The 12,474-nt window shown below is 59.5% G+C and carries 13 protein-coding genes and 1 pseudogene; 6 read left to right on the top strand and 8 right to left on the bottom strand.

Annotated elements, in window-relative coordinates:
- Positions 1–33: 33 nt before the first annotated feature.
- Positions 34–1,110 (bottom strand): S-methyl-5-thioribose-1-phosphate isomerase, encoded by a 1,077-nt coding sequence (gene mtnA / locus C2846_RS06165; protein WP_119700971.1) that lies wholly within the window; start codon positions 1,108–1,110, stop codon positions 34–36.
- 143 nt (positions 1,111–1,253) lie between these two features.
- On the opposite strand from mtnA, the gene C2846_RS06160 reads away from it, so the two are divergent.
- The 5 genes from C2846_RS06160 to C2846_RS06140 all read left to right on the top strand — a co-directional run bounded on the left by C2846_RS06160 (position 1,254) and on the right by C2846_RS06140 (position 5,791).
- The gene (locus tag C2846_RS06160) at positions 1,254–2,594 is read left to right on the top strand and encodes a TRZ/ATZ family hydrolase (RefSeq protein ID WP_080050069.1); all 1,341 of its coding nucleotides are present in this window, start codon (positions 1,254–1,256) and stop codon (positions 2,592–2,594) included.
- On the top strand, positions 2,587–3,285 hold the full coding sequence (gene ubiG, locus C2846_RS06155; RefSeq protein WP_119700970.1) for a bifunctional 2-polyprenyl-6-hydroxyphenol methylase/3-demethylubiquinol 3-O-methyltransferase UbiG: 699 nt from the start codon (positions 2,587–2,589) through the stop codon (positions 3,283–3,285). The genes C2846_RS06160 and ubiG overlap by 8 nt, the downstream gene beginning before the upstream one ends.
- Positions 3,286–3,287: 2 nt before the next feature.
- On the top strand, positions 3,288–3,959 hold the full coding sequence (gph, locus tag C2846_RS06150; RefSeq protein ID WP_080050067.1) for a phosphoglycolate phosphatase: 672 nt from the start codon (positions 3,288–3,290) through the stop codon (positions 3,957–3,959).
- A 1-nt stretch (position 3,960) separates the two neighbouring features.
- On the top strand, positions 3,961–4,704 hold the full coding sequence (locus C2846_RS06145) for a YciK family oxidoreductase (protein ID WP_080050066.1): 744 nt from the start codon (positions 3,961–3,963) through the stop codon (positions 4,702–4,704).
- 184 nt (positions 4,705–4,888) lie between these two features.
- On the top strand, positions 4,889–5,791 hold the full coding sequence (locus tag C2846_RS06140; RefSeq protein WP_080050065.1) for a GGDEF domain-containing protein: 903 nt from the start codon (positions 4,889–4,891) through the stop codon (positions 5,789–5,791).
- Between the two features lie 52 nt (positions 5,792–5,843).
- On the opposite strand, the gene C2846_RS06135 is transcribed toward C2846_RS06140, so the two are convergent.
- The 7 genes and pseudogenes from C2846_RS06135 to C2846_RS06105 all read right to left on the bottom strand — a co-directional run bounded on the left by C2846_RS06135 (position 5,844) and on the right by C2846_RS06105 (position 12,029).
- The gene (locus C2846_RS06135) at positions 5,844–6,584 is read right to left on the bottom strand and encodes a SapC family protein (RefSeq protein WP_119700969.1); all 741 of its coding nucleotides are present in this window, start codon (positions 6,582–6,584) and stop codon (positions 5,844–5,846) included.
- Between the two features lie 55 nt (positions 6,585–6,639).
- A pseudogene (gene rluB / locus C2846_RS06130) lies at positions 6,640–7,512 on the bottom strand (23S rRNA pseudouridine(2605) synthase RluB); the annotation flags it as partial.
- A gap of 88 nt (positions 7,513–7,600) precedes the next feature.
- The gene (gene scpB, locus C2846_RS06125) at positions 7,601–8,353 is read right to left on the bottom strand and encodes an SMC-Scp complex subunit ScpB (protein WP_119700968.1); all 753 of its coding nucleotides are present in this window, start codon (positions 8,351–8,353) and stop codon (positions 7,601–7,603) included.
- Positions 8,334–9,110 (bottom strand): segregation and condensation protein A, encoded by a 777-nt coding sequence (locus C2846_RS06120; protein WP_177344572.1) that lies wholly within the window; start codon positions 9,108–9,110, stop codon positions 8,334–8,336. Before C2846_RS06120 ends, scpB begins: the two co-directional genes overlap by 20 nt.
- A 101-nt stretch (positions 9,111–9,211) precedes the next feature.
- Entirely contained in the window at positions 9,212–10,429 is a 1,218-nt protein-coding gene (locus C2846_RS06115) for a tryptophan--tRNA ligase (RefSeq protein ID WP_080050061.1), read from the bottom strand.
- A gap of 82 nt (positions 10,430–10,511) precedes the next feature.
- Entirely contained in the window at positions 10,512–11,147 is a 636-nt protein-coding gene (locus C2846_RS06110; protein ID WP_119700967.1) for an L-threonylcarbamoyladenylate synthase, read from the bottom strand.
- Between the two features lie 24 nt (positions 11,148–11,171).
- Positions 11,172–12,029: a PHP domain-containing protein gene (locus tag C2846_RS06105; RefSeq protein ID WP_119700966.1), complete on the bottom strand. Its 858-nt coding sequence runs from the start codon at positions 12,027–12,029 to the stop codon at positions 11,172–11,174.
- A gap of 139 nt (positions 12,030–12,168) precedes the next feature.
- Between C2846_RS06105 and C2846_RS06100 the strand changes: the two genes are divergently transcribed.
- On the top strand, positions 12,169–12,471 hold the full coding sequence (locus tag C2846_RS06100) for a YciI family protein (protein WP_080050058.1): 303 nt from the start codon (positions 12,169–12,171) through the stop codon (positions 12,469–12,471).
- Positions 12,472–12,474 lie beyond the last annotated feature (3 nt).

Here is a 12,474-nt window from a genome sequence, read left to right as displayed (position 1 = left end):
GGGAGCGCGAAAGCGCCCGGCGCCAAGAACCAGTCAGTGCAGGCGTCGGGTACTCATAAGCTCGGCCAGCTTGCGGGCGTCGGGGCGCTCGACAATGCCCTTTTCGGTCACAATCACGTCAATCAGGTCGGCCGGCGTAACATCGAACACCGGATTGAACACCTCGGCACCAGTTGTCAGATCCTGCCCACCGACCTGCAACAACTCATCACCCGAGCGCTCTTCCAACGGAATCAGCTCACCCTCTTCCAGACTCATGTCGATGGTCGAGGTTGGCGCCACCACCATGAACCGCACCCCATGATGCATGGCCAATACAGCCAGCGAATAGGTGCCGATCTTGTTGGCCACATCGCCATTGGCCGCGATCCGGTCAGCACCCACGATGACCCAACTGATCGCTTCGGTCTTCATCAGATGGGCTGCAGTGACATCCGCCAGCAACGTGACCGGCACCCCTCCGCGTACCAGCTCCCAGGCCGTCAGCCTGGCACCCTGCAGCCAGGGCCGGGTTTCATCGGCATAGACCCGCTCAAGCACTCCGGCCGCATGAGCAGCCCGGATAACCCCAAGCGCTGTACCGTAACCGCCAGTGGCCAGGGCTCCGGCATTGCAGTGGGTCAGCACTTTCTGTTTGCCACGCCCATGCCGGCGCAGCACCTGCAAGCCCAAGCGCGCCATGCTGAGATTGGCTTCACGATCACCGGCATGGATTTCCTCGGCAGCTTGCAGCAAGCGGGCAGGCACATCGGCATCAGCCGGCAGGCGTCGCAACTGTTCTCGCATCATGCGCAACGCCCAGGTCAGATTTACCGCAGTTGGCCGAGCCACCTCCAGACAGGCAAAGTCGTCCGCCAGGGCAGATTCCCAATCGTCAGCCTGAGCAATCCGCCGGGCCGCCAGCGCAATACCATAAGCAGCAGCCACACCAATCGCCGGCGCACCACGCACCACCATGTCACGGATCGCCGCCGCAACCTGTGACGCATCGTCGCAATCCTGATACAACTCCTGCCCAGGCAAATGCCGCTGATCCAGTAAACGCAGGCAGTCAGAGCACCACTCAACCGCCTTGAACGTCTCGGGCAACAACGTGAAATCCGGTGACATGCACATCTCCAGCCACTGCCGACAGGAGGCCGGCATGATCAAAGTCGCTGATTATACCCTGCATACACACCTCACCGGGCAGCAATAACACCTTGTCGGAGGGTATACTGCGCCACACCGCAACCCAGGCAGGTATTGTGCCCATGTTCCAGATACCCAACGAATTCGACCTGCTGATCAGCGCACGCTGGATCGCTCCGGTAGTACCTGCCGGCCAACTTCTGACGGATCACGCACTGGCCATTCATCAGGGCAACATTCTCGCCATTGTGCCGCAAAGCGCCTGCGGCGACCTACGCCCACGCGAGTGGCGCGAGCTCGGCAATCATCTGCTAATACCGGGCCTGGTAAATGCCCACGGTCATGCCGCCATGAGCCTGCTGCGCGGCCTGGCCGACGATCTGCCCCTGATGACCTGGCTGCAGGAGCATATCTGGCCAGCCGAAGGCCGCTGGGTCGACGAACAGTTCGTGCGTATCGGTACCGAACTGGCCGTAGCGGAGATGCTGCTGGGCGGCACCACCTGCTTTGCCGACATGTACTTCTATCCAGCAGTGGCCGCCCAGGTCGCGCAGGAGCGCGGAATCCGCGCACAAATTGCCTTTCCGGTCGTCGACAGCCCGATCCCCGGGGCCCGCGACGCCAACGACGCCATCAGTCAAGGCCTGCGCCTGCATGACGAACTACGCCACAGTGCACTGGTCAGCATTGCCTTCGGCCCACACGCACCCTATACGGTTGGCGATGATACCCTGACCCGAATCCGCACTTTGGCCGACGAACTGGATCTGCCTGTCCACATGCATGTGCACGAAACCGCAACCGAAGTCGATCAGGCCCTGCAACAGGATGGACGACGCCCGCTTCAGCGCCTGCGTGATCTGGGGCTACTTAGCCCGCGTCTGCAAGCCGTGCACATGACCCAGGTGGACGACAATGATCTTGAATTGCTTCAGGCCTTCGATGTGCAGGTGATCCACTGCCCGGAATCCAACCTCAAACTGGCCAGCGGTTTCTGCCCGACCCAACGCCTGCTGGAGGCAGGTATCAACGTTGCGCTCGGTACCGACGGTGCAGCCAGCAACAACGATCTGGATATGCTTGGCGAGTTGCGCACAGCCGCCCTGCTGGCCAAGGGTGTCAGCGGTCAACCTACTGCCCTGGATGCCCACGCCGCCCTGCATATGGCTACCCTGGCTGGCGCCAAGGCCTTGGGCCTGAGCGAGCGCATCGGCTCACTGGAACCCGGCAAGGCCGCCGACCTGATCGCCGTAGAACTCGAGGGCCCCGGCCGCCAACCGGTGTATCATGCATTATCACAACTGCTTTATACCTGCAGCGCCAGCCAGGTGAGTGACGTATGGGTTGCCGGCCGGGAAAGGGTCCGCGACCGACAACTGACTCACTTCGAACTGGAGCCACTGCTTGCCCAGGCCCGGGACTGGGCTCAACGTATTCAACAAGGGGATACCCAGGATGCTTAATGTCGATCGCGCTGAAATCGCCAAATTCGAGGCGCTGGCCAGCCGCTGGTGGGACCGCAACAGCGAATTCCGCCCACTGCATGAAATCAACCCACTGCGCACCAATTGGATCGACCAGCGCGCCGGCCTGGCCGGCAAGACCGTACTTGACGTTGGCTGCGGCGGCGGCATCCTGGCCGAAGCCATGGCCCAGCGTGGCGCCAAGGTTACCGGCATCGATATGGGCGAAGCGCCGCTTGGCGTAGCCCGGCTGCACCAGCTCGAATCCGGCGTCGAGATCAATTATCGCCAGTGCACTGCTGAAGAGTTGGCCGAAGAGCTCCCCGGCCAGTTCGACGTGGTGACCTGCATGGAAATGCTCGAGCACGTACCCGACCCCTCATCGGTGATCCGTGCCTGCGCCACACTGGTCAAACCCGGCGGCCAGGTGTTCTTCTCGACCATCAATCGCAACCCCAAGTCATTCCTGTTCGCCATCGTCGGAGCTGAATACGTACTGCGCATGTTGCCGCGCGGCACTCACGAATTCGCCAAATTCATCCGTCCTGCTGAACTGGGCGCCTGGAGCCGCGAAGCCGGTCTGGACCTGCAGGACATCACTGGCCTGACCTACAACCCGCTGACCAAGATCTACCGCCTGGAGCAGGATGTTGACGTCAACTACATGATTCACTGCCAGCGGAGCCTGTAGTCATGATCACCAGCGTCCTGTTCGATCTCGATGGAACCCTGTTGGATACCGCAGGCGACTTCGTCGACATCATCCAGGTCATGCGCGCCGAACGCGGCCTGCCGCCAGCGCCCGAAGATCAGGTGCGCAGCCGGGTATCGGACGGCTCGATCGGCATGCTCTGCGCCGCCTTCGAACTGAACCCGCAGGCACCCGGCTTCCATGAGCTTCGCGAAGACTTTCTGCAACGCTATGACCGCCAGCTGGCAGTACATACCCGCTTCTACCCGGGCATCGAAGCTCTGCTCGACTGGCTCGATAGCGAAGGCCTGCCCTGGGGCGTGGTTACCAACAAGCTAAGTCGCTTCAGTGTGCCATTACTGGACGCCATGGGGATTGGTCAGCGTTGCGCCAGCCTGGTCTGCCCAGACCAGGTCAGCCAGTCAAAACCTCACCCGGAACCCTTGCTCAAAGCCTGTGTCGAGATGGGAGTAGAGCCGCGCGATTCGGTATTCATTGGTGACCACCTGCGCGACATTCAGGCCGGACGCGCCGCCGGCATGCTGACCGTTGCAGCGCTGTACGGCTATCTGCCGCCCGGCGACGACCCCAGTACCTGGCAGGCTGACCATAGTATTCACGAGGCAGCGGCATTGCATCCCTGGCTGATGCAGTTACGCCAACAGGAGAAGTAACATGTTCGACTATCATGCCCCGACCGACCTGCTCAAGGATCGGGTCATCCTCATCACCGGCGCCAGCGACGGAATTGGCAAGGCCTGCGCCCTGAGCTGCGCAGCTCACGGCGCCACCGTAGTACTGATCGGCCGCAGCCTGAGCAAACTGGAAGCGGTATACGATCAGATCGAGGCCGCGGGCCAGCCGCAACCGGCCATTTGCGTACTCAACCTGGAAACCGCAACTGAAAAGGACTACGAGGACCTGGCCGACCAGCTCTTCGACAGCTTCGGTCGACTCGACGGCCTGGTCCACAACGCCGCCCTGCTGGGCGGCCCGCGCACCCCGTTCGAACAGATCAAAACCGAAGACTGGCTGCAGGCCATGCAGGTCAACGTCAACGCCCCATTCCTGCTGACCAAGGCGATGATGCCATTACTGCGCGTCGCTGGTGACGCCTCGGTAGTCATGGTGTCATCCAGCGTTGGTCGCACAGGGCGCGCCTACTGGGGCCCCTATGCAGTATCCAAGTTCGCTCTGGAGGGCATGATGCAGGTTTTGGCAGACGAGCAGGACGGTACCAGCAATATCCGGGTTAACAGCGTCAACCCCGGCGCTACCCGCACCGCCATGCGGGCCAAGGCCTACCCGGCCGAAGAGCCGGAGACCAATCCCGAGCCCGCCGCCATCATGCCGGTATTTCTCTACCTGCTGGGTGCCGACAGCCGCGAAATCAATGGCCAGGCGCTGAACGCCCAATAAGACGGTTTTTCGACGCCGCTGCCGCTGGGCAGCGGCAAAAAGCCCGTGCAACGGCAATTTTTTGCCACCCTCGCCACCAAAACGCCATCAAAAAACCCCAACACATTGATAATAAAGAACTTATTTTCGATGGCACACAGCTTGCTTGAATCAAGATAATTCCAGCACCCGCTCAGGATTTGTCATGATGTCGACCCAAGGCAATACCATCGATCTCGACAGCGCCCGCAAACTGCTTCAGCCTGCCAGCAGCCAGCAGCGCTCGCTGCCGGAACTGCACCAGCGATTGCTCCAGGTGCTGCAAACCTCACTGGAAATCGACCGGGTTCTGGAACTGTTCTTCACTGAACTGCAAAGCCTGATCCCGGTCGACGGACTGGAGTACCAGAACAGCACCCACGACCTGCAACTGCAACAGGGCAACCCCAGTCTGCATCGCTGCAGCTATCGACTCAATCATGGCAACGATTTTCTCGGCGAACTGCAGTTCAGTCGCGCCAAACGCTTTCGCGAACTGGAACTGAGTAACCTGGAAACTCTGCTCAGCACTCTGCTGTATCCGCTACGCAACGCCCTGATGTACCACGAGGCAGTGTCGTGCGCCCTGCGCGACAACCTGACCGGAGCCGGCAACCGCTTGGCCATGGACCAGGCCATCAACCGTGAGGTTCAGCTTGCCATCCGCAACCGCACTCCTCTGTCGCTGCTGGTACTGGACCTGGACCGCTTCAAGCAAATCAATGATATTTATGGTCATGCCTACGGCGACCAGGCCCTGAAAACTGTGGTTGACTGCACTCGCCAGTGTTTGCGTGCAGTGGATGGGTTGTATCGTCTGGGAGGCGAGGAGTTTGTAGTAGTGCTGGGCAACACCGGTCTGGAGCCTGCCAAAAGCATTGCCGAGCGTATTCGCAGTGCAGTGGAAAACCTGCAATTCAAGATCGATGGCCAACCACTACCCATGACCGTAAGCCTGGGGGTCGCCATCCGCCATAACGACGAGACCGGCCGGGAGCTGCTCGATCGCTGCGACAAACTTATGTACGCCGCCAAACACCGCGGCCGCAATATCGTGGTCAGCGAATAAGCCAATAAACGAATGGGAGAACAGACCTAATCAGGCCTGTTCCCTCCCTCACCTAGTGGGTAGCTGCCGCTTGCTGGTGAGCGACCAAGTAGCGCTCAAACAACTGGTTGGCATTACCCAACGACATCAGATGAGCATAAACCCAGCCTAAATAGCCCTTCCGATTCAGTGTCAGGACCTGATCGTCGTCAAGCTTGAGGAAACGTTCTTCATCAACAGCCATGAAATCACGCAAGACAAAACTCTCGCCACTGATGTGGGTTAGCTTGAGCGTACGTGCCACCAGCAGATCTAATGTCTTCAAGGTTTCGACAAAATCGCGGGTACGCTGCATTTCTGCGGTAAAGCCCTGCATGAACTGAATCATTTCATTCAGATAGTCACTGTTCGAGCCATCGTCCTTGAAAAGCGCTTGCCCTTGGGTTTCATTCCAGCCCGAGTAGCCGGCATCTATGCAAACGGTGAAACCATCATCTTCCCCTTGCGCCAATACAAAGGGGTAACGCCGGATAAAAGCAGGCACATAGGCATTGGCATGCCACTGACCATCGTCCTGCACATAGCTGTTATCACCCTGCTCCAATCCCAGCAAAGCAATCGGACTGACACTATCGCCCTCACCAACGAATACAATCGGGTAACTGCGCGCGGCCTGGAAAAACTCCAGGCCTGCCAAGGGGACCAAATGGGTTTCGGAGGCAAAATAACTATCACCGCCGGCTTTGAGCTTTAACAGCTTGTGCTCATCTCGATTGAGCGCCTTGATTTCCTTGTACAACAACAGCGTTGGCATCCGTTCATTCTCCATATTGGTAATCAAGGCCGTACAATCAACCTTGTCAGCTCCGACGCGGCCGGCGACTGGTACGCGCCTGATGCATCGACGGCTTGCGCTCATGCCGTTTCAGTTTTTCCTTGTCGGCTGTTTTCATCGCCGGCAACGGGATCGGCTTCAGACCGACTTCCTCACTCAAGGTGTCGATCTCGTTCTGCTTCATTTCCCGCCAGCGCCCCATCGGCAGCTCGGCACCGAGAAATACCGGCCCGAAGCGCACCCGCTTGAGACGGCTTACCTTGACGCCCTGAGACTCCCACAGACGACGCACTTCGCGGTTGCGCCCTTCGAGCAGACAAACGTGATACCAGCGGTTGATTCCGTCACCACCGGAAGAAACCACATCGGTAAAACGCGCCGGGCCATCTTCGAGCATCACGCCGGTTTTCAGTCGCTCGATCATGGCCTCATCGACTTCACCCATGACCCGCACTGCGTATTCACGGTCCATCTGGTAAGAGGGATGCATCAGCCGATTGGCCAGTTCACCGTCGGTAGTAAACAGCAACAGGCCCGAGGTATTGATGTCCAGACGCCCAACATTGATCCAACGACCCTGCTTCAGGCGTGGCAGGCGATCGAATACGGTCGGTCGACCTTCCGGGTCATCACGGGTACAAACCTCGCCTTCAGGCTTGTTGTAGATCATCACCCGGCGGATCACTTCGGTGTTCAGATCCCGACGCAGCGGCCGGCCATCAACACTGATCTGATCAAGACTGTCGACCCGGCAACCAAGCTGGGCCACCTCGCCATTAACCTCGACCCTGCCAGCACCAATCCAGGCTTCGATTTCGCGGCGCGAGCCAAGCCCAAGTCGTGCCAGTACCTTTTGCAGCTTTTCGCCGCTGGCGGGGGGGGTAGGAGTTGAATCGTTTTCGATAATGTCGGTCATTTAGAGCACCTCCCGGTGTGTGGATAATCAAGGCGCAGGATATAACCAGCGCAGCACAAGCGCAATCGCAGTGAAGACCCTAGCTGCCCGCCTGATCCTCGTCTGGCTCGTCCGGCAACAGGTCGTCGAAGTCCGTTTTAATATTGGCCTCCATTGCCTTGAGCTCGTCCAGCAGCGCATGAAAGCCGGTTTCTTCGCCTTCCTCGCCATCCAGCGCTTTGAGCGGCTCGACCGGCATCCAGGGCGCCTGATCGGCAGCAGCATCGACACCTTCATCCTTGAACTCCAACTCCGGCTCAAGCTGATCGATATCGCGAATAGTAGCCAACGGCGGCAGTTCATTGAGGCTGCGCATATTGAAATAGTCGAGAAATTGCCGGGTGGTGGCGAACATCGCCGGGCGGCCCGGCACGTCACGGTGCCCGACTACCCGTACCCACTCGCGCTCAAGCAAAGTCTTGATGATCTGACTACTGACTGCAACACCGCGAATATCTTCAATTTCGCCACGAGTGATCGGCTGGCGATAGGCAATCAATGCCAGGGTTTCAAGCATGGCTCGCGAATAGCGCTGCGGCCGCTCCTCCCACAACCGGCTGACCCAAGGCGTGTAGTCTTCACGTACCTGCAGGCGCCAGCCGCCAGCCACCTCTCGCAGCTCAAAGGCGCGCTCGGCGTAGCTATCCCCAAGCCGAACCAGAGCCTCGCGCAGAGCTTCATTGGTCGGCGCGCGGTCTTCGTCGAACAATTCACGCAGACGCTCAAGACTCAACGGCTTGCCTGCTGCCAGCAGCGCGGCCTCGAGAATCAGTTCAAGTGCTGGTTGACTCATCCTCACCTCTGACCTTGACGTGAATGGGGGCGAACGGTTCATTCTGTACCAATTCGACCAGTTGCTCCTTGATCAGCTCCAGCACTGCCATAAAGGTAACCACCACCCCTAGCCGCCCTTCACTGACACTAAACAGACTGACAAAGGGCACGAACTGCCCACCCTTGAGGTGCTCCAGCACTTCGGCCATGCGCTCCCGGGTAGACAAGGCTTCGCGGGTAACTTGGTGACTTTCGAACATGTCGGCGCGGCGCAGCACTTCGGACAGTGCCAGCAGCAACTCCTGCAGATTAACCTCAGGATGTAGACGCCGGGTTGGCTGCTCGGGCATTTCGGCACTGGCAAGAACGATATCGCGGCCAACTCGCGGCAGCGCATCCAGGTCTTCGGCTGCCTGTTTGAAGCGCTCGTACTCCTGTAGGCGCCGGATCAACTCAGCCCGCGGATCTTCCTCATCCTCATGACCGTCATCGTGGCGCGGTAGCAGCAGGCGTGACTTAATCTCGGCCAGCATAGCCGCCATGACCAGATATTCGGCAGCCAGCTCCAGACGTACCGTCTTCATCAACTCGACATAACTCATGTACTGGCGAGTGATTTCCGCCACCGGGATGTCGAGAATATCGATGTTCTGTCGCCGAATCAGGTACAACAGCAGGTCAAGCGGCCCCTCAAAGGCTTCCAGAAAGACTTCGAGGGCTTCGGGGGGGATGTAGAGATCCTGCGGCAGCTCAGTCACCGCCTGGCCATAGACCATGGCGAACGGCAGTTCATGCTGACGTGGCGTCATGACAGACGCATCAGCCGCCGTGGCGGCCGGAGTTGGCGAATCCTGTGCCTGCTCCGGTCCGCTCATGGTTATCGACGGTACTCCAGGCCCATGACCTGGCGTACTTCGGCCAGGGTATCGCGCGCCGCTTCACGGGCCCGCTCGGTTCCTTCGTTGAGGATTAATCGAACCGCATCGGGGTTGCCCTCATAGTCACGGGCACGCTGCTGCATGGGTGCAAGCTCGGTCGCGATCGCATCAATCACCGGCTTCTTGCAGTCAATGCAGCCAATCCCGGCGCTACGGCAACCCTGCTGCACCCAGTCATGGGTTGCCTGGTCGGTATACACCTGGTGCAGTTGCCAGACCGGGCACTTGTCCGGGTCACCCGGATCGGTACGGCGGACCCGGGCCGGGTCGGTTGGCATGCGCCGGACCTTCTCGTTGACCTCGTCGCTGGTGTCACGCAGGGTGATGGTGTTGTTGTAGGACTTGGACATTTTCTGCCCGTCCAGCCCCGGCATTTTCGAATCCGGGGTCAGCAGCGCCTGGGGCTCGGGCAGGATCACCTTGCCGCCACCTTCAAGGTAGCCGAACAGTCGCTCCTTGTCGCCCAGGGTAATGTTCTGCTGTTCCTTGAGCAGTGCCCGGGCAGTTTCCAGCGCATCGGCATCGCCCTGCTCCTGATAAGCCTTGCGCAAACTGCTGTACAGCTTGGCGGCCTTCTTGCCCATTTTGTGGATCGCGGCTTCGGCCTTGTCTTCAAAGCCCGGCTCCTTGCCATACAGATGGTTGAAGCGTCGCGCCACCTCACGGGTGATCTCGACATGCGCTACCTGATCAGCCCCGACCGGCACCTGGCCGGCCCGGTAAATCAGAATATCCGCACTTTGCAGCAGTGGATAACCGAGGAACCCGTAAGTTGCCAGATCCAGATCCTTGAGTTTTTCCTGCTGGTCCTTGTAGGTCGGCACCCGCTCCAGCCAACTGACTGGAGTGACCATCGACAGCAGCAGGTGCAGCTCCGCATGCTCAGGCACCTGAGACTGGATGAACAGAGTCGCCGAGTTACCGCTGACGCCAGCCGCCAGCCAATCAATCAGCATGTCCCAGACATTCTGTTCGATATCCTGCGGGTTTTCGTAATGGGTGGTCAGCGCATGCCAGTCGGCGGCGAAGAAGAAGCACTCGTACTCATGCTGCAGCTTGACCCAGTTCTTCAGCACTCCGTGGTAGTGACCAAGATGCAGGCGCCCGGTCGGACGCATGCCGGACAGGACACGGCGCTGGGAATCAACGGAACTCAAAGGTATCTCCTGAAGGTCTCATCAGTATGTTGTGGCGCGATTATACCCGGATTGGGCCAGACGTCAGCGGCGTCAGGCTCAATCAGTGTTCACGGCTTGCGCCAAACGGCTCGGGGTCACCCAGTCCAAGCCGTTGAACCTCGATCTGACCATCCAGCAGACTGACCACGGTCGTCGGTTCGATATTGCAGGCCCCACCGTCGATGATCAAATCGAGCTGCTTGCCCAGGCGGTCACGAATCATCTGCGGATCGGTCAACGGCAGACTATCGCCCGGCAGTATCAGCGTCACACTCATCAGTGGCTCGCCCAAAGCCTCAAGCAGGTCCAGGGTGATCTGGTGGTTGGGAATCCGCAGGCCGATAGTCCGTCGCTTGGGGTGCAGCAGCCGGCGCGGGACTTCGGTGGTGGCATTGAGAATGAAGGTGTAAGGCCCGGGGGTATTGGCCTTTAGCAGGCGAAAGATGCTGTTGTCGACCTTGGCGTAAACGCTCAATTCAGAAAGATCGCGACAGACCAGGGTGAAGTTGTGCTTGTCGTCCAGTTGCCGCAATCGGCGTATGCGCTCCTGCGCGTCCTTATCACCCAGATGACAACCCAGCGCGTAGGCCGAATCGGTGGGATAGGCGATCACCCCACCCTGGCGAATGATTTCAACCGCCTGACGAATAAGACGCGCCTGCGGGTTTTCGGGGTGTATCTGAAAGTATTGGCTCACATCATCATCCGTTGCATGCATACATCAAGTGTAGTTGAACAACCTGTCGGCCCAGACTGGCTCGCAGTCTGACGGCATGGCAGTCATCACGCCCAACGCCATCCATGGCGAACCGGGATGGTGAAAGTCACTGCCACAACTGGCCAGAAACCCGAACTCGTTGCTCAGCTTGCCCAGGTAAGCTACCTGCTCTGGCGGCTGTCGGCCATTGACCACTTCAATGCCCCGCCCTCCGGCAGAGGCGAACTCACGCAGCAGACGCCGTAGCTTGCTGCGAGTAAAGCCATACTGCCAGGGGTGCGCCAACACCGCCAGACCGTCGGCGGCACGAATCTGCCCGACCACCTCGCCCAAAGCCGGCCAGTGCTGTTTGATATCGCCCAGCTTGCCAGCTCCCAACCACTTACGAAAAGCCTCGGCCCGGTCACTTACATGACCTTCACGCACCAGCCAGTCGGCAAAGTGCGGGCGCGCTGGCGGCGCATCGGCATCCGCGCCCATGGCCAACTGAACCTCCTGCGCCCCTTCCAGGGCCCCAGGCATGCGCTTGGCCGCCAGCCGCTCGGCTATTTGTTGCGCCCGCTGCCAGCGCCCTGCACGCACCTCTTCCAGGGCCTGAAGCAATGCCGGCGCAGCCGGATCAAAGCCATAACCCAAGACATGCAGTGTGTGGCCTTGCCACTGCGCCGACAGCTCTACCCCACTGACCCAACGGATGCCGGCAGCCAACGCCGCCGCCCGAGCTTCAGTCAGCCCCTCCAACGTATCGTGATCAGTCAGAGCGACCAACTCGACACCTGCCTCGGCCGCCTGGCGCATCAACTCAGCCGGAGCCAAGACTCCATCCGAGGCGGTACTGTGCATGTGCAAATCAGCAATCACGTTTATTCCAGCCCGACAAAATATTTTCACTATTATGCCTGTTGAACGCTGACAAGGCCCAGCCGATGCAATAACTTAGGCCCGCCAACTACTAAACTACTATCAAAACCTCACTATCTATCACAGATAAGGAAGCTTCATGTACTACGCCATCATGGCCAGCGACGCTCCAGACACACTGGACGCACGCCTGGCGGCGCGTCCTGATCACCTGGCTCGCCTGCAAGCTCTGCAAAACGCCGGGCGCCTGCTACTGGCCGGTCCGCATCCGGCCATAGACAGCAACGACCCAGGCCCGGCTGGTTTCACCGGCAGCCTGGTGGTCGCCGAGTTCGAGTCTCTGGAACAGGCCCGGGCCTGGGCCGATGCCGACCCCTATGTCAGCGCCGGAGTCTATGCCGAAGTACTTATCAAACCCTTTAAACCCGTGCTGCCGGCCTGAGGA

The sequence above is a fragment of the Pseudomonas jilinensis genome (assembly GCF_003586265.1).
GTDB lineage: Bacteria > Pseudomonadota > Gammaproteobacteria > Pseudomonadales > Pseudomonadaceae > Halopseudomonas > Halopseudomonas phragmitis.
The sequence above is the reverse complement of the archived record's forward strand: the minus strand, read 5'-3'. Positions and strand labels throughout refer to the sequence as shown.

What these genes read in the sequence shown, in the direction of transcription:
- mtnA (WP_119700971.1), bottom strand. Translation starts at nt 1,110, where the DNA reads ATGTCACCGGATTTCACGTTGTTGCCCGAGACGTTCAAGGCGGTTGAG.
- C2846_RS06160 (WP_080050069.1), top strand. Translation starts at nt 1,254, where the DNA reads ATGTTCCAGATACCCAACGAATTCGACCTGCTGATCAGCGCACGCTGG.
- ubiG (WP_119700970.1), top strand. Translation starts at nt 2,587, where the DNA reads ATGCTTAATGTCGATCGCGCTGAAATCGCCAAATTCGAGGCGCTGGCC.
- gph (WP_080050067.1), top strand. Translation starts at nt 3,288, where the DNA reads ATGATCACCAGCGTCCTGTTCGATCTCGATGGAACCCTGTTGGATACC.
- C2846_RS06145 (WP_080050066.1), top strand. Translation starts at nt 3,961, where the DNA reads ATGTTCGACTATCATGCCCCGACCGACCTGCTCAAGGATCGGGTCATC.
- C2846_RS06140 (WP_080050065.1), top strand. Translation starts at nt 4,889, where the DNA reads ATGATGTCGACCCAAGGCAATACCATCGATCTCGACAGCGCCCGCAAA.
- C2846_RS06135 (WP_119700969.1), bottom strand. Translation starts at nt 6,584, where the DNA reads ATGCCAACGCTGTTGTTGTACAAGGAAATCAAGGCGCTCAATCGAGAT.
- scpB (WP_119700968.1), bottom strand. Translation starts at nt 8,353, where the DNA reads ATGAGTCAACCAGCACTTGAACTGATTCTCGAGGCCGCGCTGCTGGCA.
- C2846_RS06120 (WP_177344572.1), bottom strand. Translation starts at nt 9,110, where the DNA reads ATGGTCTATGGCCAGGCGGTGACTGAGCTGCCGCAGGATCTCTACATC.
- C2846_RS06100 (WP_080050058.1), top strand. Translation starts at nt 12,169, where the DNA reads ATGTACTACGCCATCATGGCCAGCGACGCTCCAGACACACTGGACGCA.